Here is a 21,942-nt window from a genome sequence, read left to right on the forward strand (position 1 = left end):
AGGCTGAAACATGACAATCTTTGCTGCAATATGGTCGCATGCCTTAAAATTCGTTTTTTACTATCCATTATTCATGTCGTATTTATGGATGATGGGTGCGATCATTTTCTATTGGAGAGAACGTCAGGCTCCGCCTTATGATCAACCCGCTCCATTGGAAAGTTATCCAAAAGTCGCTGTATTAGTTCCTTGTTTTAATGAAGGGGATAATGCAGAGGAAACCATTAGTCATGCTTTAAAACTGGACTATCCTCATTTTGAAGTCATCGCGATTAATGATGGTAGCTCAGATAATACAGGTGAAGTACTTGATCGTTTAGCAGAACAACATGAAAAATTACGTGTTGTTCATTTGGCGCAAAACCAAGGTAAAGCCATGGGGTTGCAAGCCGGAAGCTTAATGACCGATGCCGAGTTTTTAATTGGTATTGATGGTGATGCTTTACTTGATCCACATGCAGCAAAGTGGATGATTCGTCATTTCCTTGAAAATCCAACGGTTGCAGCTGTTACTGGAAACCCGCGTATCCGTACTCGCTCAACTTTATTAGGGCGTATTCAGGTCGGTGAGTTTTCTTCAATTGTGGGCATGATTAAACGTGCACAGCGTACTTTTGGTCGTTTGTTTACCGTGTCGGGTGTAATTACGGCTTTTCGTAAAAGTGCTGTTCACCAAGTCGATTATTGGTCACCAAATATGTTGACTGAAGATATCGATATTACTTGGAAGTTACAGCGTGCAGGTTGGGATATTGAGTTTGAACCGAATGCTTTGGTTTGGATTTTAATGCCTGAAACCCTCAATGGGTTGTGGAAACAACGTTTACGTTGGGCAATGGGTGGTGCACAAGTATTAATTAAAAATATTGATGTGTTCACTAAACCAAAATTGAATTTTTTATGGCCGTTAATGTTTGAGCTTTGCTTAACTTTAGTCTGGTCATATTTAATGCTAGCGATGGCTTTGTTGTGGTTGGTACATTTTATTTTACCAGTCCCTGCATTAGCTGTTGTGAGCTCCCCATTTTTACCGTATGGTACCGGTATTTTATTGGGGGCAACCTGTCTAATTCAGTTTGCTTTAAGCAAATGGATGGATAGTCGTTATGAACCGCATCTAGGAAAAAACTATTTCTGGATGATCTGGTATCCATTGGTCTTTTGGCTAATCACTATTTCAGCAACCATTGTGGCATTTCCAAAAGTCTTACGACGTGGAGATGAGAAACGAGCACGTTGGGTGAGCCCGGATCGGGGCATTCGCTAGAATGAAATGCAAGAGTCATGAGATTTTAAAGATCGTGCTGTATTGATGTCTGGGGAAAAACCACAGCACTTCGTTAGGTAAAGAGAGAAATGAAGACAGATTCGTTGATTATTGATTTACGCCGTCAATTACCATGGCATAAACGCTATGCTTCTACAACAAGCACAGCCATGATGTGGGCGGTTTGGTTGTTGTTGTGGCGTCCGTTCGTGTTTGTATGGCTATTGGTTGAACTACAAAAAACTCATTTGGTACACCGTTTATTTAGTGCCTTTGGTGTAGGAATTGAACATGGCCTTACCGCATTAATTGCTTGTGCAATTTGCTTATTGTTATGGAGCCATTTGCTACCAGAGCGCCGTGTGGGTGGCTGTGCACTTAAAGCAAAACAGACTGATGATTATGCGCGCTATTTTGATTTACCTGAACATGAAATTGAGCAGGGGCGTAGCCAAAAAATTACAGTCGTTCACCACGATGAATTAGGCAAAATCGTGAGAGTTGAATAACGATTAGCCATAAAATAAAGCCCACTTTAAGTGGGCTTTATTTTTTTCTAGGCTCATTTAGGTGTAACTATAGGTTTTAAGCTGTAGAGCGCAAAGTTTGAAAAGGTATTATTTACCTTTAAAAACCGGAGGCCTTTTTTGCAACATAGCAAAGACTCCTTCTTGTACATCTTCTGTGGTGAGTAAAGGCTGAAGATGGCCCTGTAATTGGCTAAATGAAGTTTGATAACCTTCATTCATAGCTTCACGGGCAGAGGCGAGAGTGGCTTTTACAGCAAGTGGGGCAGCTTGAGCAATATGTTCAGCCAGTTCTATTGCACGGTTGATTTGAGTACCTTCTGGGCATATCTCTGTAATCAGGTTCATATCAAAGGCAGCTTTTGCATCAAAAGAGTCACCGGTGAGTAAATAGCGCATGGCTTTGGCCCAACCCGCAGTTTGAGTAAAGCGTGCAGTTGCTCCACCAAAAGGTAAGATGCCACGTTGAACTTCCATTTGCGCAAACTGAGTATTTTCACTTGCTAAAGCAATGTCTGCGTTAAGAAATAGTTCTATACCAGCGGTATAACAATAGCCTTGTACTGCAACAATCAAAGGTTTACTCAGTTTTTGCCCAACTGTACCCCATGGGTTAATCTCATCATCTTTAAAATCAAAAACACCCGTAGCAAGTTTAGACTGTAACTCAACTAAATCTAAACCAGCCGTAAAATGGTCGCCATGAGCAAAGACAATTGCACAGCGTAGGGCATCATTATTTTCATATTCTGTCAGGGCTTGAGATAGGTCTTTGATCATGTGACTGTCAAAAGCATTGCGTTTTACTGCTCGATCTAGACCAATTAAAAAAATATGACCGCGAGTCTCACGGCTGACTTTTCCTGCTTGATTTGACATTTTTCCGATGTCCTTTATTTATCTTTAATAAGTTTTTAAACGATCGTTTAAAAACTATCAAATACAATTTATTGAATACTTAGTAAGCAAAAAATAAGGGATGATAGAAATAAAAAATAAGTTCTTACTTTATGGTGAATGTTGCCAATAATACTTAAAAGTAAAACCTGACAAATAAATTGTCAGGTTTTAAAAAATTATGCAGAGCGCCGTGAATACATCACTAGTCCTATGCATAACATGGTTAAACCTAAAATGAGATGTGAGCTGAGCTGTTCATGGTTGAACCATGTTCCCCAAAATGTAGCTAAGACTGGGGTGATAATGGTAATAAGGAGCACAGTAGTCGGTTGTAGTATCTTAATGAGTTGATAATAAAAAATCATGGCAAGCACCGATGAAAAAACTGCGCTGTAGAGTACTGCTAGCGAAATTTTCAGACTTGGAAATTCAGTGGGAAGATGTGACCAAAAGAAAGGTAACAAGCATACATAACCTAACCATGAGACAAGGGTAGCACCTGTCATTTGTGTAATGGGTGGGATATGTGCTCCGACAGATTTCACGGCGAACGTCGACAAGACATAAAACAGCATCGCAATCAGTTCTAACATAATACCGATGCGGTTGAGCTGAAAACCTGATGAAGACAGTCCTAAAGTAAAACTCATTCCGACAAGAGCAATACCGAGTCCGAGCCATTGCCATACTGAAAATCGTTCGCGTCCTAATAAAAAGGAGCTAATCAGTCCAGATACCAACGGAGAGGTGCCGTAAATAATTGAAATAATGGCAGAGGGAACTTTATCTGCACCCATGTAGCAAAAGGCCATAGAGCCAAATAAGCCAATGGCTCCAGCACAGTAACTTAAAACAGCTTTTTTACTAAAGATGAGCTTTAAGCGAAAAAATCTTAGACACAGCAAGGCGATTGGAATGGCCAAACTGAATCGAATAAATAATCCCCATGCCCAGTGAATTTCTTGTACTGTCCAGACAGCCGCGAGTGGAGTAAGCGACCAAATAATGACGACAGCAATAAATTGGCCGGCTGTAGCAAGGCGAGTCGGAGATGAAGATAATGCTACAGCCGGCTGAATCTGCGGGGTGGATATACTCTGTTGTTCAAATAATGGCTTCATATAAAGCTCCAGAAAGTTTGTTCTTTGGTGTTTTAAAAGGGCATAAAAAAAGCCGCGTTTTATGGCGGCTTGTTATGAAAATCAGTGGATATATTACAAATTAAATATCTCGATTTTCGCATCCAAAGCGCCAATTTGTCCAAAATAAGGACGTCGCCAATCGGCCATAGAGACATTGACCTCTAAGGCATATAATTGGTGAACCAGACATAGATGGGCTTTAGATAAAAACATGATAAGTATATTAAAATATAGATGATATTTTTATAACACAGAAATAGAAAAGTACAAATTATATTCAAGCATGAACTATAGATTTTTTGATTTCAAATTAGCAGTTTGCTTAAATTGATATTTTTCTCATAATACCCCGTCGAATTGATCTCTATAAGAAGCTGTTCTTATGTCACCTTTAGAAATTTTTGCAGTCTTGATTAGCCTAATTGGAGTTGGATTAACTGTTATTAGGAACATGTGGTGTTGGCTGTTTAATTTCTTTGCCTTTGTTTTATATGCTTATTTGTTCTACGAATTTAAGCTTTATGGTGAAACGATTTTGCAGTTCTTTTTCATGGTCGTAAATTTTTATGGTTTTTACTACTGGTTTAAGGGAAAGCAGCAAGATCATGACATTCGTATTGAACCGATTGCAGTTCAAAAAGCAATTTTTCAAATGATTATTGCAGCGGTAGGTGGCTTGCTCTTTGGATTGATTCTTAAAAACTTTACCGATGCAGCGGTGCCAATGCTCGACTCGCAGCTTGCCGCATTTAGTTTGCTCGCAACCTATTGGACCAGTCGCAAGCATATTGCGACTTGGGTACTTTGGGTTTTTGTCGATATTATTTACGTGGGCATGTTTATCTATAAAGATTTATTTTTAACAGCTGCGTTATATGCAGCATTTGTTTTAATGGCAGCTTATGGTTGGTATCAATGGGAAAAGGTTAAAAAGAAACAAAGTTTATCTTCTGAGCCGATTTAGTTTTGAGAATGGTCATGTTGTTGAGCTTAGATGGTTATAAACAGCAACAGTTTGATCAAATTGCTGCAAAAATAATGGCAGAGCCAGAAAAGTATTGTGAATTTAATTCAGTGTCAGATTTCTATAATGCTGAATGGCTCAAGGATTTTCCACAAGGCACTCAGGTGTCTGCTACAGGGTTAGATGACGGTGCTGAAGAGTTTTATGCGGTTGTACAATTTAAACAGCAGTATTTAAAGTTTGATATTAAAGAAAACCATTCGATAGTTATTTTTCAAGATATGAATGGGAACGTATTTAAGCGTAATTTTTAATTTGTGAAATAAAATTGCAAAAAAAAGCGACTTAACGTCGCTTTTTTTAATAAATAAATTTTGAAATTTTATTCGCTGTTTCAACGACTAGGCTTGCGATATCTTCTTTAAATGTTCTTTCATCATAGGTTGTAATTGGGCAACTCACAGAGATAACCGCGACCATTTTACCATTTGACTGTTTAAAGATAGGTGCCGCGCAGGCTGCCATATCATGATTATAATGACCCCAGCTCACCATCGTTTTTTGTGTTTTTACATAAACTAATCTTTGCAATAAGGTTTTTAAATTGGTTGGAGTCAGTTCAGAGAAACTGTCCCAATCGCTAAAATTGCGGTAACGCTGACGTACTTCTGTTTCAGGTAAATCAGATAAAAGCATTTGACCAATGACGGTTGCATGAGCAGGCCAGCGAGTTCCTAAACTAATGTTGCTCGTAAAGGTTCCCATCGACTGGATATTATTTACAAAGACAATATGAGTGCCTTCTAAAATTGAAAGATGTACCGCGAGTTTGGTTTGGTCACGTAGTTCTTTCATTAAAGGTGTCGATAAATCGAGTAATGAAAGTTTAGATAAACTGTTAAAACCAAGTTCCATAACTTTTGAATCGAGAGCGTAAGTTTTTTGAGATGCTTTTCTTAAATAGCCACAAGATTCGAGTGTATAGATCAGACGAAATGCACTAGAACGGTTCACTTCTAAAATTTCAGCAATTTCTGTAATGGTCATTTCTTGCGCTTGTTGGTTAAATGCTTGCAAGATAGCTAAACCCCGTACAAGTCCGGGAACTAAATATCGATCATCATTTTTTGTTGTTTCCGATTCTTGCGAATCTTCATCAATTGCTATGCTCATTCGTGTCATTTTCCTATAAATAAAACAAGGTTCAATTTGGGGCATGCTGCTTTATTTTATAACTATTGTAATTGTTAAAAATGCATAAAACAATTTTTATATTTAAAACTTTGTTTCCTTCTTGAAACGTAACAAAATATTTAAAATTTACTAAATAAATGAATTTTATATTTATTTTTACTTTGACAAAAAATGATCAAGGGGATTATGCTTAGCTTGTGTTTTGAAAATCAAATTATGTTTTGTATATAAAACAAAATGAGGACGCAAGGTATGAGTTGGATCTCAGTTTGTCAGCAGGGTGACATTAGCGAAGATGAGCCGAAAGCCATCGAAATTGAAGGAAAGAAAATAGGCGTATTTTTCGTCGATGAAAATTACTTTGCTATCGAAAATGTTTGCCCTCATGCATATGCCTTATTAACCGAAGGATTTATCGAAGATCAAACTGTTGAATGTCCATTGCACGAAGCAATTTTTGACATTCAGACAGGTGAGCTCAAAAGTGGACCCGGGTGTAGAAACCTATGTACTTACCCAGTTCGTGTTGAAGGACAGGATATTCAAATTCAACTCTAGTCCTCTCATGTACAAGGAAGCAGAACAATGAAGACATTTAATGAAAAGTTGGCAAGCTGGATTCATGCAATGCCAGCAACCGAAGCAGGCATCAACAATATTCAAGTTCCAGGTCAATCTGAATTGTTGGTTTGGCAAACACGTTATAAAGAACCAACCTTATACGAACAAGATTTTGTAAAGAACTTGATTCAGGCATTTTCTGCGGGCGCAACAGAGTTAGGTGACGTTGTTTCTGCACTTAATCAGCAGGGTTTCCGCTGTGAATCTGGTGATGAATGGACTTCTGCAAGCTTTACAGAAGAAATGCAACGTTTAGGTTATTGATTCAGGGAAGAATAAAATGAACGCAATCGTATCAACTTCACAAAGCGCTGAAGAATATTTAGAACTTGGTTTACGTGACCAATGGCATCCGGTTTTAGCAAGTTGGGAAGTCGCTGCTAATCCAGTCGGAATTACTCGTTTAGGCGAAAATATTGTGGTTTGGCGTGATGCCGAAGGTCAGGTTCATGCGCTTGAAGATCGCTGTCCACACCGCGGGGCTCGTCTTTCACTGGGTTGGAACTTGGGTGACCGAGTGGCTTGTTGGTATCACGGTGTTGAAGTTCGTGCTGACGGTGTAGTTGCTGATGTACCAGCGGTTCATGAATGTCCAATGACTGGTACTAAATGTTTAAAGAATTATCCGGTCATTGAGCAACATGGCGCGATCTTTATCTGGTTTGGTATTGATGTAAATGAACAGCCAAAACCGCTTGAGTTCCCAGAGCAACTTGCAAGTGAAGAGTGGAGTTCATTCCTTTGCCAAGCAGATTGGAAAGTAAACCATCAATACGCGATTGATAACGTGATGGATCCAATGCACGGGACCTATTTGCACTGTACTTCACACTCTATGGCAGATGGTGAGCGTACTGCAGAGATGAAGCATCGTACAACCGATAATGGCTTTGTTTTTGAAAAAGAAGGCCAAACAGGTGTGAACTTCGACTGGGTTGAATATGGTTCAACTGGTGCAAGCTGGTTACGTCTTTCTATCCCATACCGCAAACAATTTGGTCCGGGTGGTGAATTCTGGATTGTGGGTTATGCAACCCCAATTGATGCCAACAATACCCGTGTATTTTTCTGGCGCTGCCGTAAGGTGAGTGGCTGGCAACGTAATGTATGGCGCTTCTTATATCGCAATCATTTAGAACAGTTGCATTGGGATGTATTGGAACAAGATCGCATTATTTTAGAAAACCTTGCGCCAAATGCGCGTGAAAAAGAGTTCCTCTATCAACACGATGTGGGTCTTGCACGTTTACGCCGTTTAATGAAGAAAGAAGCTGAGAAGCAATTAAAGAAAATTGCTGCGCTAAATGCATCAAACCGTATCGAGATGCAGGAAGAAGCTCATGGCTAATGTAGCGTTGTTGCAAGGCAAAAAAGTTTTAGTGACTGGTGCTGCGCGTGGTTTAGGCCGAGATTTCGCTCAAGCCATTGCTGAGGCAGGTGCTGAAGTTGTGATGGCAGATATTTTGTCTGACTTGGTACAACAAGAAGCACAAGCTCTACAGAAACAAGGGCTAAATGTTCATGCAGTAACAGTTGACCTTGCCAATGCAGACTCTATTGAAAATGCGGTTGCAAAAAGTGTGGACATTTTACAAGGACTAGATGGCCTTGTGAACTGTGCAGCGCTGGCAACCAATGTCGGTGGAAAAAATATGATTGATTATGATCCTGAACTTTGGGATCGGGTCATGAATATTAATGTGAAAGGCACATGGCTCATCAGTAAGGCATGCGTTCCCCATCTAAAACAATCGGCTGCGGGCAAGATTATTAATGTTGCTTCCGATACAGCACTTTGGGGCGCACCGAACTTGATGGCTTATGTGGCAAGTAAAGGTGCAATTCTTGCCATGACACGTTCAATGGCAAGAGAGTTGGGGCAGTTCAATATCTGTGTCAACACATTGTCGCCGGGGTTAACTTTGGTTGAAGCAACCGAGTACGTGCCACAGGAACGTCACGATTTATATGTGAACGGAAGAGCGATTCAACGTCAGCAACTTCCACAAGATTTAAATGGAACAGCATTGTATCTACTGTCGGATTTGTCCTCTTTTGTGACAGGTCAAAATATTCCGGTCAATGGCGGTTTTGTCTTTAACTAAGGAGTAGTCAAATGATTACAGGGATCGAGATTTTAAAGTTTGGAGTTGAAGATAGAGCCGCTTCAAACAAGTTTTTGGCAGATTTTGGTTTAAGCCAAAGTACTTCGGATATTGAAGGCGCTGATCTTTACCAGACTCAAAACGGTAGCAAAATTTATTTATTTAATTGTGATGATGACCGTTTGCCTGCTGCCATTGAACAAGGTTCAACTTTACGTGAAGTCACGTGGGGCGTTGAAAGCACACAAGACCTCGAAGACTTAGCAGTACGTTTGGCTGATGTAGAAGGTTTTAAACGTTCTGAAAATACAGTTCAGTGTCTTGACCCAAATGGCATGACCATTCGTTTTGAACAAAGTTTTGTAAAAGAAGTACCAGAACTTAAAACGGAAGGTATTAACCAATACGGCAACATTCAACGTGTCAATGCAGCAAGTCCTGTCTATGAAAAAGGTCAGCCTGTTGCGATTGGGCATGTAGTGTTCTTCACACCAGATTTGGCAACAACTGAAAACTTCTATATTGAAAAAGTAGGCTTTCATTTATCGGATGCCTATAAAAATCGTGGTGCATTCTTGCGTTGCCGCGGTGAAGGTTATCACCATGATTTATTCTTGCTCAGTGTTCCAAATAAACCTGCTGGTTTAAATCACGTTGCGTTTGTCGTTCGTGATATTCATGAGGTGATTGGGGGCGGTTTAAATATGAATCGCTCGGAATGGTCAACTTTCATTGGGCCGGGACGTCATCCAATTTCTTCTGCTTATTTCTGGTACGTCAACTCACCATTAGGTGGTGCATTTGAATATTACACCAACGATGATTATTTGACCGAAGAATGGCAACCACGTGTAGAAGAACATCGTCTAGAGCTTTTCACCGAATGGGCGATTGAAGGTGGTCTTGATGACACAACCCGCCGTCAGGTGAAGCCTGTTTAACAGGGATTGCTTTACAAGGAAGATGGCTATGGAAAAGATCGTAATTGTAGGTGCCGGACAGGCAGCGGGTTGGGCAGTAAGTACCTTACGTCAAAATGGGTATGTGGGCGAAATTCACGTGGTTTCAAATGAAGATCAAGTGTTTTATGAGCGTCCGCCACTGTCTAAGCAAGTACTTTCAAAAGAAGCAACTTATGAAAGTTTGAATCTGTTCTCTCCTGAACAGGTTCAAGAGTTTAACGTTCAATGGCATAAACCGGAAATTGCAACAAAAGTCGACCGTGAGCAAAAACAGGTTCATTTAGAGAGTGGCCAGATTTTGCCATATGACAAATTGCTAATTGCAACCGGAAGCCGTGCACGTGTACCGGTCAATACATGGCAGTTTATTCCAAATGTTGTGACCTTACGCAATGTGCATGACTGTGAACGTTTGGCTGAAATTTTAAAGAATGCAAAAAATGTCGCTGTGATCGGCGGTGGCTGGATTGGTTTAGAAATTGCTGCAACTGCACGTAAGCAAGGTAAAGATGTTCATATTTTTGAATATGGCGATCGTTTATGCGCAAGAAGCGTGAGTCTGGAAGTTTCTGCATTTTTAAAAAATATGCATGAAACTCAAGGTACAAAAATTCACTTAGACAGCAAGAGTCTTCATTTAGTTGAAGCGCCTAACCAAAAAGTTGAAGTGGTGAACCATCCTCAAAATAGTCAGTTATTTGACTGTGTTGTAGTAGGTGCAGGCGCTGACATTGCCAAAGAGTTAGGTGTACACGCTGGTCTCGATGTGAAAGATGGCATTGTGGTGAATTGTTTTGGACAAACCTCAGATCAAAACATTTATGCCGCAGGCGATGTCGCGATTCATCCGGGTTTGGGCTACTGCATTCAGTCTTGGGCAAATGCACAAAATCAGGCGATTGCCGCAGCGAAATCGATGCTCGGAATTGAAACTGAATATAGTGATATTCCATGGCTTTGGTCTGATCAATATCACTTTAATATCCAGATTTTAGGAACGTATCAACCTGAAAAAACTAAAGAATTGGTCATTCGCCAAGGCGGTGAAGATCAGGTGAGCTATTTATATCTGGACCATGAAAATCGTTTGCTCAACATGATTGCCATTAATGACTCGAAGCTAGTCAAACTGGCAAAACGTTGGATGCAAGCCAATACCGTTTTAGATCCAAAACTGTTAGCAGATTCTGAATTTAATGTCATGAAGTTAAAACCGTAAACATTAAATCTGGTTCTCATTACCAAATCGAAGGAATGACACATGAGTAATGAAGAAAAAAGTGGATTAAAGCATTGGGTACCTGCTTTTGTCCTTATGGTGTGTGTGGTACTGGCGTTTTTCGACAAGATTAGTATTGCGGTTTTATTTTCAGATCCACATTTTCAAAGTGCAATGGGAATTGCTGAAGATAAGGCCAAGCTTGGATGGCTCATGACAAGTTTCTTACTTGCTTATGGTTTTTCATCAGTTTTTCTAAGCTTTTTGGGTGACATCTTTAACCCAAAGAAAATGCTGTTCTGGAGTGTGACCTCTTGGGGTTTACTCATGTTTTGCATGGGCTTCACCACCAGTTATTCAGGCATGTTGATTTTACGTGTACTGCTCGGTTTAGCAGAAGGTCCGCTATTTGCCTTGGCGTATACCATTGTTAAGCAGACTTATACAGACCATCAGCAGGCACGTGCTTCTACCATGTTCTTACTTGGAACGCCGATTGGTGCATTCCTTGGGTTCCCGATCACTGCCAATGTTTTAGCGCACCATGACTGGCATACCACGTTTTTTGTGATGGCTGGATTAACACTAATCGCGATTTTCAGCATTGTTTTCGGTTTACGTAACTTGCAGCTCAAGAAAACTGTCGAAATTGATGGTGAGAGTAAACGTACCAATTTCAAAGGTCATATTGCCAATACTAAATTGCTCTTAAGCAACAGCGCATTCTGGTTGGTGTGTCTATTTAACATTGCATTGATGACGTATTTGTGGGGCTTAAACAGTTGGGTTCCTTCTTATCTTATGCAAGACAAAGGATTCAATCTCAAAGAGTTTGGGATGTATTCAAGCTTTCCATTCATTGCCATGTTAATTGGCGAAATCATCGGTGCGTTCTTATCTGACAAGTTAGGCCGTCGAGCAATTCAAGTATTTAGCGGTTTATTACTCGCGGGCATCTTCATGTATGTGATGGTCATTATGACTGAGCCATTATTGATTATTGCTGCCATGTCTTTAAGCGCGATGGCGTGGGGCTTTGGAGTGGCCGCTGTATTTGCTCTTCTTGCAAAAGTAACGACCTCAAATGTAGGGGCGACTGCGGGTGGAATATTTAACGGGTTAGGTAATTTTGCAAGTGCAATTGCGCCTGTTCTTATCGGTTACATCGTGATGCAAACACACAGTTTTAATTTAGGAATTACCTTCTTGGCTGCTGTCGCTGTCATTGGGTCGTTGTTCTTGGTTCCTCTTTTAAAACGTTATTAATTCACTGTATAGGAGTTTAAGAAATGACTACACAACAATTCGAATCGTGGGCACAACCAGAAAATGCTTCATTAGAAGAGTGGTTAAACACGCGTATTGCTCGCTTTGAGACACGTAAATATGACTTTGATGCTTTGAAGTTCCAAGCAGATTACGACCCGAAATATCGCCGTGCACAAATGCGTTACATGGGTACGGGTGCAACAGGTGTTGCAAATGACGGTAACACCGTTCCGGCAGAAAACTTCACATTTTCAACCATGGTTCTGCCACCACAGTGTGAAGGCCCTTTGCATATTCACCACGATGTTGAAGAAGTGTTCTTTATGCTTCGCGGCGAAATTGATTTGTTCATTGAGCACAACGGCGAAAAATTTGAGACCCGTTTAAAAGAGCGTGACCTGATTTCAATTCCACCGGGAATTTACCGTGGTTTATTTAACCCAGGTCAAGAAGATGCCTTGATGTGTGTGATGTTGGGAACAGGTAAACCAACCATTCCGAACTATCCACCAGAGCATCCATTGTCTCAAATCAAACGTTAATAGTTTGATGAAGTGAATGAAAGGAAAGAATTGAAAATGATGACACTCATTGAAAAGTTAGCAGAATTTCCGGTGAAAATCGTGACTGTTCAAGGTCAGCAACAAGCTTATCGGGAAGCTGGTCAGGGCGAGTACCTTGTGCTGTTGCATGGCATTAGTTCAGGTTCTGCTTCATGGGTAAACCAACTTGAACTGTTGTCTCATCATTTTCATGTCATTGCCTGGGACGCACCAGGCTATGGCAAATCAGATGAACTTTTAACTGATCAACCCAATGCGATCGACTACGCAAAGCGTTTAGCTGCATTGTTTGATGTTTTAAAAATTGAAAAAGCAATTGTGGTCGGACACTCATTAGGTGCCTTACAGGCGAGTGCATTTGCTGCACTTTACCCAGAGCGAGTGGAACACTTGGTTGTCGCTAACTTAGCTCAAGGCTACCAACGCCACGATGAACAAACACAAATTCAGGTTTTTGAAAAAAGACCAAAAATGTTGAAAGAGTTAGGTGCTAAAGGCATGGCTGAAAGCCGTGGACCTCATTTGATTTATAGACAGGAACCACAAGCCTTAGCTTTAGTTTCAGAGGTGATGCAGCAGTTGACTCTACAGGGTTTTACCCATGCATCGTACTTACTGGCATATGACGAAATACGTAATTATTTAACCGATTTAAAAGTCCCGTGCACAGTGATTGCTGGGCAGCAAGATCAAATCACTCCTGCGTTAGGTATACAAGCGCTTGCTCAGGAATTGCAGTTGGAACAGCGCTTTGTCATAGAAGACGCAGGACATTTAAGTTATGTCGACCAACCGCAAGCATTTAACCAAATTATGTTGACGATTCAGGAACAATCGTAAGAGAGATTAAGGATTATGAGCTTCCAAGTTGAAGGAAAAGTTGCAGTTGTTACCGGTGGCTCATCTGGGATTGGGCTGGCTGCTGTTGAAATACTGGTTGCAGAGGGTGCAAAAGTAGCGTGGTGTGGTCGCGATGAAGAACGTTTAAATGCGTCTAAACACTATATTTTAGAAAAATTTCCGCATGCCAATATTTTTACTAAAGCATGTAATGTGTTGAAAAAAGAAGAAGTTCAGCAATTTGCCAAAGAGGTCAAACTCAATTTGGGCAATGTGGACATGCTCATTAACAATGCTGGGCAAGGGCGTGTTTCAAATTTTGAAAATACGCAAGATGAAGACTGGATGAAAGAAATCGAGCTGAAATATTTCAGTGTATTACATCCGGTACGGGCTTTTCTTGATGACTTAAAACAGTCGGCAAATGCCTCAATTACCAATGTGAACTCATTACTGGCATTGCAACCGGAACCGCACATGATTGCGACTTCATCTGCACGCGCTGCTTTATTGAATTTAACCCACTCTTTGGCCCATGAGTTTACGCAGTATGGCGTTCGTGTGAACTCGATTTTACTTGGAATGGTCGAATCTGCGCAGTGGAAACGACGTTATGAAACTCGCTCAGATTTAAATATGTCTTGGGAAGAGTGGACAGGCAATATCGCAAAAAATCGCGGTATCCCAATGCAACGTTTAGGTCGTCCAGAAGAACCTGCACTTGCTTTAGTTTTCTTGGCATCACCATTGGCATCTTACACCACAGGTTCGGCAATAGATGTCTCGGGTGGTTTTAATAAACATTTATAAATATCAGGTGCTGTCATGAAAAAGTTGATGATGATTGGTTTTGGCGCAATGGCAGCAGAAGTGTATGCCCACTTGCCTCAAGATCTGCAACTCAAATGGATTGTCGTGCCATCTCGCAGCATTGAAAAAGTGCAGTCACAAGTCTCTTCCGAGATTCAGGTGATTTCAGATATTGAGCAATGTGATGGTACGCCAGACTATGTCATTGAGGTGGCAGGTCAAGCAGCTGTGAAAGAGCATGCTCAAAAAGTTTTAGCGAAAGGCTGGACCCTTGGTTTGATCTCGGTGGGTACTTTAGCTGATAACGAGTTTTTGGTTCAGCTTAAGCAAACTGCCGAAAAAAATGATGCCCATCTGCATTTACTGGCAGGGGCTATTGCAGGTATTGACGGTATTTCTGCGGCTAAAGAAGGTGGCTTGCAAAAAGTCACTTACAAAGGCTGTAAAAGTCCAAAAAGCTGGAAGGGTAGTTATGCAGAGCAATTGGTGGATTTAGATCACGTTGCTGAACCTACGGTCTTTTTCACAGGAACTGCGCGTGAAGCCGCGACCAAATTTCCAGCCAATGCCAACGTTGCAGCAACCATTGCGCTTGCAGGGCTTGGAATGGATGAAACCATGGTTGAGTTAACTGTTGATCCAACCATCAACAAAAACAAACACACCATTGTGGCAGAAGGTGGCTTTGGACAAATGACCATTGAACTGGTGGGCGTGCCGTTACTAAGTAACCCAAAAACATCAACTTTGGCTGCGCTGAGCGTGATTCGTGCCTGTCGCAACAGTGTAGAAGCAATACAGATTTAAGAAGGATTTGATCATGGCAAAGGAAATTTATATTGCAGGTGAATGGCGATTAGGCCGTGGTGCAGTCATTCAGAGCCTGTTTCCGGCAGATCAGTCGGTAAACGCTGAGCTTTCAACAGCAACGCTTGAAGATGTAAATGAAGCAATTGAAAAAGCGGATCAGGCTTGGCGTCAACCGAACTGGAGAAACAGCTTGCCGCATGAGCGCGCATGTATTCTCTACAAAGTTGCAGACATTATTGAAGCGCGTGTCGATGAATTAGCAAAATTACAAACACGCGATAATGGTAAGCCTTTAACCGAAACTCGTGGTTTGGTGATGAGCGCTGCGGCGACTGCACGTTATGTTGCAGCGGCATGTGAAACAATGAATGATGAGCTCACCACTCAGCGTGCTTCAGACTTCATGACCATGAGTGTGCATGAACCTGTAGGCGTAGTAGCAGCTATTACGCCTTGGAACTCTCCAATTGCGAGTGAAGTTCAAAAGCTTGCTCCAGCTTTGGCAGCAGGAAATGCCGTGGTTTTAAAACCAGCTGAAGCGACTTCACTGATTGCTTTAGAGCTTGCCAAAATTTTTGAAGAGGCAGGTTTACCAAAAGGTCTACTCAGTGTGTTAGTGGGGCGTGGTTCTATAATTGGTGATGCAATTGCTCAACATCCATTGGTTCGTAAAATCTCTTTTACAGGTGGAACAACCACAGGGCGTCATTTGGCACATATTGCTGCAGATAAACTGATTACCACTTCACTTGAGTTGGGTGGAAAGTCACCAACCATCGTTTTGCCAGATGCAGACGTTGAACTGGCAGCTAAAGGTGTCGCGTACGGTATTTTTAGCTCGGCAGGCCAAGCGTGTATCGCAGGTTCTCGCTTGTTTATTCATAGCAGTCTTTACGATCAGTTTTTAACGCGTTTGGTTGAAATTACCAAAGGCTTACGTGTGGGCCATCCTGAACAGGCTGGTGTGCATTTAGGGCCACTAGTGAATGACAAGCATTTGCAGTCAGTTGACCGCTATGTGCAGCTTGCCAAAAGCGAAGGCGGTCAAGTTGTGATTGGTGGTGAGGCACTTACGACTGGTGACTATGCCAAAGGAAGTTATTACTTACCGACCATTATTACGGGCTTAAATAACAGTGCTCAAACTTGTCAGGAAGAAATTTTTGGCCCTGTTTTAGTCGTTATGAAATATGACAATGAGCAAGATTTAATTACCCAAGCCAATGACAGTTGTTTTGGTCTTGCCGCAGGTATCTGGACTGAAAGCTATCGTAAAGCTTGGCGCATCGCACGTGCATTAGAAGTAGGGACGGTATGGATTAATACCTACAAAAAGTTCTCGATTAGTGCGCCGTTTGGTGGCTTTAAAGACAGTGGTATCGGGCGCGAAAAAGGCCGTTTGGGCATTTTATCGTACATGCAACAAAAGAGTATTTATATGGGGCTGAATGAACAGCCTAACCCTTGGTGCGATTAATAAATTCAAGGACTGAAAACAAATTTTGAGGAATAGACATGACTGAACGTGTAAATGTAGGCGAAGCAATCGCAAGAGTTTTAGAAGCGCACCAAGTTGATAGTATGTATGGTGTTATTTCCATCCACAATTTACCTATTGCCGATGCAGTAGGACGCCGTGAAAAAATGCGCTTTGTCGCAGCCCGTGGTGAGGCTGGTGCGGTCACTATGGCAGATGCGCACTCGCGTTTTAAAGGCATAGGTGTAGCGTTGACTAGTACCGGTGCTGGTGCTGGTAATGCGGTGGGTTCATTGATTGAAGCAATGAATGCGGGTAGCCCTGTATTGCATTTAACAGGTCAGGTTGAGCGTGAATATCTCGATCGTGATGCAAGTTTCATCCATGAAACTAAAGACCAACTTACGTTTTTACGTGCATCAAGCAAAGCGGCATTTCGCATTACCAGTCCAGACAATGCTGTTGGTGTGATTCGTGAAGCCATCCGTGTTGCAACGACTGTTCCAATGGGACCTGTCAGTGTCGAGCTACCAATTGATGTGCAGGCAGCAGAAATTGATTTACCACTTAACTTGGGGCCAGTGAAAGCACTTGAATTGCCTCAGGCGGAACAAGCTGAAATTGATCTTCTTGTGAATGAAATCAAAAAAGCAAAACGTCCAATTTTCTGGATTGGTGGTGGAACTTTAAACAGTGTTGCTGAAGTTAAAGCAATTGCAGATTTAGGTATTCCGGTTGTGTCGTCTACGCACGGCCGCGGTGTTTTGGCAGATGATCACCCACGTAGTTTAGGTGCTTTCCATAACTCGGTAGGTGTTGAGCAGTTATTAAAAGATGCTGACTTAATGGTTGTTGTGGGTTCCCGTTTACGTAGTAATGAAACTAAAACCTATTCGGTTGAGTTTCCTGAAAATATTATTCAGGTTGATGCTAACCCTGTGGCTCAGCAACGTAATTACAAAATCCGCAACTTCATTTGTGGCGATGCTAAAGATGTCTTAACACGTGTGTTAGAACAGCTCCAAGGAACTTCAAAAGTTGATGCTGACTACGATGCTGCTGTAGTGGCTGCTAAACAAGCTGCAATTGATGCACTGCGTAAACAAATCGACCAATACGCTTTGATTTGTGATCACTTGCGTGCAGCTTTACCGCAAGACGGTATTTTTGTACGAGACATCACCATGTCGGGCAGTACATGGGGCAGCCGTTTATTCCCTGTACAAGCACCAAACCAAAATATCCATTCACTTGCGGGGGCAATTGGTTTAGGTCTTGCAACAGCAATCGGTGCCTCAGTTGCTAACCCTGACAAAAAAGTAATTGGTTTGGTCGGCGATGGCGGCTTAATGCTTGGCATTGGTGAGATTGCAACCATGGTGCAAGAAAACACCAACATGGTTCTCATGATTATGAATGATGGTGGTTATGGCGTAATGCGTGGCATTCAAAATAACTACTTTGGTGGTCGTCAATATTTTAATGAATTGCATACACCTGACTATAAACTTCTTGGCGAATCAATGGGTGTGAAGAGCTGGAAAGTGGGTAGTGCAGATGAGTTTAAAACGGTTATTCAAGAGGCTGTCGCTTTTGAAGGACCAACTGTGATTGAGCTCGATATGAACTCGATTGGACCATTAAACTTCGCGGGTCCACCACAAAAGAAACTGTATTAACTAGTTTGGATGGTTTAGTACATATGCGATGGGAGCTGCTAAGCCATCCTTTTTTTAGATAAAATTTTTTGTCTAAAAAACAATAAAAACTAAGTTTTACAGGTAAAACAAATAAAGTTCCAGCAGGACGCTGGAACTCAATCAAGGATGTAGAGATGAAAAAGACTTCATTGATCATGGCATTCATTGCACCGCTTACGCTGGGGGTAAGCGTCAATGCATTTGCAAAAGACTCATTGCTTGAATGGAAAAGTGATGACGGCACCGACTCATTAAAATTAGGTGGGGTGGTTCGGTTAAATCAACGCTATGAAGATTGGGAAGGGCCAAACCGTGGTTTTGGTAAGCTCCATTTTGATATTTTCAGGGTAGATCTCAAAGGAAAGTTTGATGATGCCTACATCAATGCCAGTTATATGTTTCAAGACCAACAGAAAACGTCCATTGAGAAAGCATATGTTGGATATAACCTAGATGCGAATAACAGCATTGAAGCGGGTCTGGTTTATAAGCCTTTCACGATTTATCCATACCCACAAAATGGCTGGACCTATCACATTCCATTCTTTTTAGGTTATGGCAATAACATTGCACCGGGGATTAACTGGAATTATCACGACAAAGATTGGGATTTAAAACTCGGTTATTACCCGCAAATGTTAGAGACGAATTTGCGTTATTCACCTGAAAGTGCAACTTATGATGACTTGGCAGGAAATGCATTTCCATCTCAAAAAGCCTATCAAAATGAAAAGCGTAATCAGGTGAATACCCGCATTGTTCGCAAGTTAGAAACTGATTTCGGTAAGCAAGAGTTTGGTGTTTCTGGGGCGATTGCACAGTTACATAACAAAGTGACCGATAAAGACGGCAAATATTATGCAGTTGGTTTGCACACCGAAAACAACTACAAACGCTTTAATTTACAAAGCTCGGTCATTCACTATCAGTACGATGCTAAAAATCCAGATGGTGTAAATAGTGATATGACTTTGATGGGAGCAAACGGCCTTACACCTGCTTATTTCATTGCTTCAGAAGGTACGATTGCCAGTTTAAACCTTGCCTATACTTTGCCTGTCACCAATATGGGTAAGCTAAAATCCATTAAGTTTTATAATGACTATAGTTACCTCGATAAAAAACGTGATGATTGGTCCGACTCGCAAATGAACACCACAGGTATGATGTTTATTGCTTCACCATTTATGGTTTGGGCAGATTATACGTGGGGTAAAAACTCCAACATCATTGGTGGCTCTACAAACTCAACAGGTTATACCTCTGCAACTTCGCCAAACAGCGATAAATGGTTATACCGTATTAACTTTAATATCGGCTTTACTTTCTAAAGTAAGCAGCAATAAAAAACCACGCAATCGGCGTGGTTTTTTATTTAATAATTTAAAGCGTTTAATATCTGTTTTTTTCAAACTTATTCCAAAATATAAAAGCAGTCACAAAGGCTAAAATAGTCAGCGCGAAAATATAATACATCGCACCAATATCACTATATTGACTGAGCCAATGAACTAAAGGCAGGGTCATACCACCAACAATTGCATACGATAAATTATAAGAAAATGAAATGCCCGAGAAGCGCACAGGCGCGGGAAACATTTTAACCATACTGCTCGATACCATGCCGACAGTACCAGAGCATAGACCTAACAACATATATAAACCAAAAATGGTTGAATGTGCGGCATGTCCTAAACTGTTATAAAAAACTGCTGCTGTGAGTGCTACTGCAAGCGCACCGACCATCATCACTTTGCCACAGCCAAAACGGTCAGCAAAATAGCCTGCCAAAATACAGCCAACCATTTGCATGACAATGGCTGCACTTTGCATTTCAAAAGTCTGTGCGCGCTCAAAGCCAAATGAACCAATCAATAAATTCGGCATGGCTAAAATCACCACCACCACACAGCCAGTTAAAAACCACGTAAATAACATACCAATCGCAACGGCTGTTTTATGCGTTTTTAAGACTTGTTTTACAGGCATTTCTTTTGAAATTTCTTTACGTGCCTGCATGGCTTTAAACACTGGGGTTTCTTTTAAATAGGTCCTTAAATAAAGTGCAACCAGACCAAAAATACCGCCTGCAATAAAGGGTATACGCCAAGCCCAGTCATGGATTTGTCCTTCACTAAAATTCAGTGAAATCCATAAAGACATCAGTGCACCTAGTAAAATTCCTAAAGACAGTCCAGCGGTGAGTAAACCATTTGCCAGACCAATTTTTCTTTCAGGGACGTGTTCAGATACAAAGGTCCATGCAGCTGGAATTTCACCTCCAATTGCAATCCCTTGTACCACTCGCATAAGCAATAAAAGTAGCGGTGCCAAATACCCAATATTTTCAAAGGTGGGCAAAATCCCTATAAATAGGGTAGGCAGCGCCATCAGCAAAATAGAAAGCGAAAATAGTTTTTTGCGCCCGACCAGATCACCAAAATGGGCCATGACAACCCCGCCTAAGGGCCTAAAAAAGTAACCTGCTGCGAAAATGCCGTAAGTGTTAAGCATGGCCCAAAAAGGACTAAGCGTACTTGGGAAAAACAGGTCAGAAATGATTTTGGCGTAAAACACATAAATCACGAAGTCGTAAAACTCTAAAGCACCGCCCAATGAAGAAAGGGCAAGGGTTCGTTTATCTTCTTTATTAAGATAGTTCGCATCCTGCAAAGTTAAGTCCTGATCCATTTTTTACTTAATTGTTGTAATTGAAGTTTGGATATTAATGGAAAAGTGAAGTAAAAGTAAATGGAGGAAATTTGTTCTATTGTTCAAGTACGGACTAGGCTAAGTAATATAAAAGCTTTAAAACAAAAAATGCATTAGATGAAACAAAAACAGATGTAGGAATGACTTTTCTTTTGGGCTATTCAGCGACACAATAAAACTTGTCATATCGAGCTTAATGAGAGATTCAAAGGATGAGTGTAGTTTTACCAGTCGCAAAGCGTGGTGAAGATATCTTAAAACTGATTGCGGCTCCTGTCTCGGCAAATGAGTTAAACAGTGATTGGCTTTATCAGTTGGCAGCCGCTATGCAAGCAACAATGCTTGAGCGTAATGGAGTAGGGATTGCCGCACCGCAAGTTTATATCTCTAAACGAGTCATTATTGTGGCATCTCGACCAAATCCACGTTATCCCGATGCACTTGAAATGGATGCTGTGGTGATGGTAAATCCTGAAATTTTAGAATTTTCGAGTGAAACGCTTTTGGGTGAAGAAGGTTGTTTAAGTGTGCCAGATGAGCGTGGACAAGTTGAACGTGCAGAAATGGTCAAGGTTAAATATCTAACACTTAAAGGGGAGATGGTTGAAACAATTTTTCATGGTTTTCCAGCTCGCATTGTTCAACATGAAGTCGATCATTTAAATGGAATCTTGTTTGTAGAAAGAATAAGCTAATCTTCAGTTTAAAGTTTTGAAAAACCTATAATGAGCTTGAAATGAATAAGACATAGCAATTACAATACTTATATCGTGATTTTTATTTCACTAAAAAATTATAATTTTAATATTATCAGCAGGTTGTGCTGAAAAAATGATCGAAAGTGTAAATCTCCTCATTTA

At 41.1% G+C, this 21,942-nt stretch carries 23 protein-coding genes; 19 read left to right on the top strand and 4 right to left on the bottom strand.

Annotation, left to right across the window (positions count from 1 at the left end):
- The first annotated feature begins 10 nt into the window (after positions 1-10).
- Complete coding sequence (gene pgaC / locus ACS125_RS08715; protein ID WP_004794047.1) at positions 11-1,267, top strand: poly-beta-1,6-N-acetyl-D-glucosamine synthase; 1,257 nt, start codon at positions 11-13, stop codon at positions 1,265-1,267.
- A gap of 89 nt (positions 1,268-1,356) precedes the next feature.
- Positions 1,357-1,776: a poly-beta-1,6-N-acetyl-D-glucosamine biosynthesis protein PgaD gene (gene pgaD / locus ACS125_RS08720; protein ID WP_443271566.1), complete on the top strand. Its 420-nt coding sequence runs from the start codon at positions 1,357-1,359 to the stop codon at positions 1,774-1,776.
- A gap of 108 nt (positions 1,777-1,884) precedes the next feature.
- Here the strand turns inward: pgaD and ACS125_RS08725 are convergent, their stop codons facing one another.
- Entirely contained in the window at positions 1,885-2,673 is a 789-nt protein-coding gene (locus tag ACS125_RS08725) for a crotonase/enoyl-CoA hydratase family protein (protein ID WP_443271568.1), read from the bottom strand.
- Positions 2,674-2,870: 197 nt separating this feature from the next.
- Positions 2,871-3,815 (bottom strand): DMT family transporter, encoded by a 945-nt coding sequence (locus tag ACS125_RS08730; protein WP_151963384.1) that lies wholly within the window; start codon positions 3,813-3,815, stop codon positions 2,871-2,873.
- A gap of 403 nt (positions 3,816-4,218) precedes the next feature.
- Between ACS125_RS08730 and pnuC the strand changes: the two genes are divergently transcribed.
- Positions 4,219-4,800 carry a nicotinamide riboside transporter PnuC gene (pnuC, locus tag ACS125_RS08735; protein WP_311086303.1) on the top strand — a complete coding sequence of 194 codons (582 nt, stop codon included), beginning with the start codon at positions 4,219-4,221 and terminating at the stop codon, positions 4,798-4,800.
- A 14-nt stretch (positions 4,801-4,814) separates the two neighbouring features.
- The gene (locus ACS125_RS08740; RefSeq protein WP_443271571.1) at positions 4,815-5,114 is read left to right on the top strand and encodes a hypothetical protein; all 300 of its coding nucleotides are present in this window, start codon (positions 4,815-4,817) and stop codon (positions 5,112-5,114) included.
- Between the two features lie 46 nt (positions 5,115-5,160).
- Here ACS125_RS08740 and ACS125_RS08745 read toward each other — a convergent pair whose 3' ends face one another.
- Positions 5,161-5,973, bottom strand: a complete 813-nt coding sequence (locus ACS125_RS08745; RefSeq protein ID WP_238611947.1) for an IclR family transcriptional regulator — start codon at positions 5,971-5,973, stop codon at positions 5,161-5,163.
- A 273-nt stretch (positions 5,974-6,246) separates the two neighbouring features.
- On the opposite strand from ACS125_RS08745, the gene ACS125_RS08750 reads away from it, so the two are divergent.
- The 14 genes from ACS125_RS08750 (at position 6,247) to ACS125_RS08815 (ending at position 19,701) form a co-directional block, all read left to right on the top strand.
- Positions 6,247-6,552: a non-heme iron oxygenase ferredoxin subunit gene (locus ACS125_RS08750; protein ID WP_004794037.1), complete on the top strand. Its 306-nt coding sequence runs from the start codon at positions 6,247-6,249 to the stop codon at positions 6,550-6,552.
- Between the two features lie 27 nt (positions 6,553-6,579).
- On the top strand, positions 6,580-6,879 hold the full coding sequence (locus tag ACS125_RS08755) for a recombinase-like helix-turn-helix domain-containing protein (RefSeq protein WP_296519281.1): 300 nt from the start codon (positions 6,580-6,582) through the stop codon (positions 6,877-6,879).
- A gap of 16 nt (positions 6,880-6,895) precedes the next feature.
- Complete coding sequence (locus tag ACS125_RS08760) at positions 6,896-7,963, top strand: aromatic ring-hydroxylating dioxygenase subunit alpha (protein WP_312821502.1); 1,068 nt, start codon at positions 6,896-6,898, stop codon at positions 7,961-7,963.
- Complete coding sequence (locus ACS125_RS08765; RefSeq protein WP_004794034.1) at positions 7,956-8,720, top strand: SDR family oxidoreductase; 765 nt, start codon at positions 7,956-7,958, stop codon at positions 8,718-8,720. The genes ACS125_RS08760 and ACS125_RS08765 overlap by 8 nt, the downstream gene beginning before the upstream one ends.
- 11 nt (positions 8,721-8,731) lie before the next feature.
- On the top strand, positions 8,732-9,661 hold the full coding sequence (locus ACS125_RS08770) for a VOC family protein (RefSeq protein WP_443271575.1): 930 nt from the start codon (positions 8,732-8,734) through the stop codon (positions 9,659-9,661).
- A 28-nt stretch (positions 9,662-9,689) separates the two neighbouring features.
- Positions 9,690-10,901, top strand: a complete 1,212-nt coding sequence (locus ACS125_RS08775) for an NAD(P)/FAD-dependent oxidoreductase (RefSeq protein ID WP_174727728.1) — start codon at positions 9,690-9,692, stop codon at positions 10,899-10,901.
- A 42-nt stretch (positions 10,902-10,943) separates the two neighbouring features.
- Positions 10,944-12,167 carry an MFS transporter gene (locus ACS125_RS08780; RefSeq protein ID WP_238611950.1) on the top strand — a complete coding sequence of 408 codons (1,224 nt, stop codon included), beginning with the start codon at positions 10,944-10,946 and terminating at the stop codon, positions 12,165-12,167.
- A 23-nt stretch (positions 12,168-12,190) separates the two neighbouring features.
- Positions 12,191-12,712, top strand: a complete 522-nt coding sequence (locus ACS125_RS08785) for a cupin domain-containing protein (RefSeq protein WP_004794027.1) — start codon at positions 12,191-12,193, stop codon at positions 12,710-12,712.
- Between the two features lie 36 nt (positions 12,713-12,748).
- The gene (locus tag ACS125_RS08790; protein ID WP_443271578.1) at positions 12,749-13,573 is read left to right on the top strand and encodes an alpha/beta fold hydrolase; all 825 of its coding nucleotides are present in this window, start codon (positions 12,749-12,751) and stop codon (positions 13,571-13,573) included.
- 15 nt (positions 13,574-13,588) lie between these two features.
- Positions 13,589-14,383 carry an SDR family oxidoreductase gene (locus ACS125_RS08795; RefSeq protein WP_174739935.1) on the top strand — a complete coding sequence of 265 codons (795 nt, stop codon included), beginning with the start codon at positions 13,589-13,591 and terminating at the stop codon, positions 14,381-14,383.
- A gap of 15 nt (positions 14,384-14,398) precedes the next feature.
- Positions 14,399-15,190, top strand: coding sequence for an aspartate dehydrogenase (locus tag ACS125_RS08800; protein ID WP_443271580.1), 792 nt, complete (start codon positions 14,399-14,401; stop codon positions 15,188-15,190).
- A gap of 13 nt (positions 15,191-15,203) precedes the next feature.
- A complete protein-coding gene (locus ACS125_RS08805; protein WP_443271582.1) occupies positions 15,204-16,670 on the top strand; it encodes an aldehyde dehydrogenase in 1,467 nt (488 codons plus the stop codon).
- Between the two features lie 38 nt (positions 16,671-16,708).
- On the top strand, positions 16,709-18,349 hold the full coding sequence (locus ACS125_RS08810) for a thiamine pyrophosphate-binding protein (protein WP_443271584.1): 1,641 nt from the start codon (positions 16,709-16,711) through the stop codon (positions 18,347-18,349).
- Between the two features lie 155 nt (positions 18,350-18,504).
- Positions 18,505-19,701: a hypothetical protein gene (locus ACS125_RS08815; RefSeq protein ID WP_443271586.1), complete on the top strand. Its 1,197-nt coding sequence runs from the start codon at positions 18,505-18,507 to the stop codon at positions 19,699-19,701.
- A 61-nt stretch (positions 19,702-19,762) separates the two neighbouring features.
- Here ACS125_RS08815 and ACS125_RS08820 read toward each other — a convergent pair whose 3' ends face one another.
- Complete coding sequence (locus tag ACS125_RS08820; RefSeq protein WP_443271588.1) at positions 19,763-21,061, bottom strand: MFS transporter; 1,299 nt, start codon at positions 21,059-21,061, stop codon at positions 19,763-19,765.
- Between the two features lie 233 nt (positions 21,062-21,294).
- Here ACS125_RS08820 and def point away from each other — a divergent pair, with 233 nt between their 5' ends.
- Positions 21,295-21,777 (top strand): peptide deformylase, encoded by a 483-nt coding sequence (def, locus tag ACS125_RS08825; protein WP_443271590.1) that lies wholly within the window; start codon positions 21,295-21,297, stop codon positions 21,775-21,777.
- Positions 21,778-21,942: the final 165 nt, after the last annotated feature.

Source organism: Acinetobacter sp. PFS20 (assembly GCF_052261015.1).
Lineage (GTDB): Bacteria > Pseudomonadota > Gammaproteobacteria > Pseudomonadales > Moraxellaceae > Acinetobacter.

Bases quoted from the DNA above. Each gene is read 5' to 3' on its own strand.
- pgaC (WP_004794047.1), top strand. From the start codon at position 11: ATGACAATCTTTGCTGCAATATGGTCGCATGCCTTAAAATTCGTTTTT.
- pgaD (WP_443271566.1), top strand. From the start codon at position 1,357: ATGAAGACAGATTCGTTGATTATTGATTTACGCCGTCAATTACCATGG.
- ACS125_RS08725 (WP_443271568.1), bottom strand. From the start codon at position 2,673: ATGTCAAATCAAGCAGGAAAAGTCAGCCGTGAGACTCGCGGTCATATT.
- ACS125_RS08730 (WP_151963384.1), bottom strand. From the start codon at position 3,815: ATGAAGCCATTATTTGAACAACAGAGTATATCCACCCCGCAGATTCAG.
- pnuC (WP_311086303.1), top strand. From the start codon at position 4,219: ATGTCACCTTTAGAAATTTTTGCAGTCTTGATTAGCCTAATTGGAGTT.
- ACS125_RS08740 (WP_443271571.1), top strand. From the start codon at position 4,815: ATGTTGTTGAGCTTAGATGGTTATAAACAGCAACAGTTTGATCAAATT.
- ACS125_RS08745 (WP_238611947.1), bottom strand. From the start codon at position 5,973: ATGAGCATAGCAATTGATGAAGATTCGCAAGAATCGGAAACAACAAAA.
- ACS125_RS08750 (WP_004794037.1), top strand. From the start codon at position 6,247: ATGAGTTGGATCTCAGTTTGTCAGCAGGGTGACATTAGCGAAGATGAG.
- ACS125_RS08755 (WP_296519281.1), top strand. From the start codon at position 6,580: ATGAAGACATTTAATGAAAAGTTGGCAAGCTGGATTCATGCAATGCCA.
- ACS125_RS08760 (WP_312821502.1), top strand. From the start codon at position 6,896: ATGAACGCAATCGTATCAACTTCACAAAGCGCTGAAGAATATTTAGAA.
- ACS125_RS08765 (WP_004794034.1), top strand. From the start codon at position 7,956: ATGGCTAATGTAGCGTTGTTGCAAGGCAAAAAAGTTTTAGTGACTGGT.
- ACS125_RS08770 (WP_443271575.1), top strand. From the start codon at position 8,732: ATGATTACAGGGATCGAGATTTTAAAGTTTGGAGTTGAAGATAGAGCC.
- ACS125_RS08775 (WP_174727728.1), top strand. From the start codon at position 9,690: ATGGAAAAGATCGTAATTGTAGGTGCCGGACAGGCAGCGGGTTGGGCA.
- ACS125_RS08780 (WP_238611950.1), top strand. From the start codon at position 10,944: ATGAGTAATGAAGAAAAAAGTGGATTAAAGCATTGGGTACCTGCTTTT.
- ACS125_RS08785 (WP_004794027.1), top strand. From the start codon at position 12,191: ATGACTACACAACAATTCGAATCGTGGGCACAACCAGAAAATGCTTCA.
- ACS125_RS08790 (WP_443271578.1), top strand. From the start codon at position 12,749: ATGATGACACTCATTGAAAAGTTAGCAGAATTTCCGGTGAAAATCGTG.
- ACS125_RS08795 (WP_174739935.1), top strand. From the start codon at position 13,589: ATGAGCTTCCAAGTTGAAGGAAAAGTTGCAGTTGTTACCGGTGGCTCA.
- ACS125_RS08800 (WP_443271580.1), top strand. From the start codon at position 14,399: ATGAAAAAGTTGATGATGATTGGTTTTGGCGCAATGGCAGCAGAAGTG.
- ACS125_RS08805 (WP_443271582.1), top strand. From the start codon at position 15,204: ATGGCAAAGGAAATTTATATTGCAGGTGAATGGCGATTAGGCCGTGGT.
- ACS125_RS08810 (WP_443271584.1), top strand. From the start codon at position 16,709: ATGACTGAACGTGTAAATGTAGGCGAAGCAATCGCAAGAGTTTTAGAA.
- ACS125_RS08815 (WP_443271586.1), top strand. From the start codon at position 18,505: ATGAAAAAGACTTCATTGATCATGGCATTCATTGCACCGCTTACGCTG.
- ACS125_RS08820 (WP_443271588.1), bottom strand. From the start codon at position 21,061: ATGGATCAGGACTTAACTTTGCAGGATGCGAACTATCTTAATAAAGAA.
- def (WP_443271590.1), top strand. From the start codon at position 21,295: ATGAGTGTAGTTTTACCAGTCGCAAAGCGTGGTGAAGATATCTTAAAA.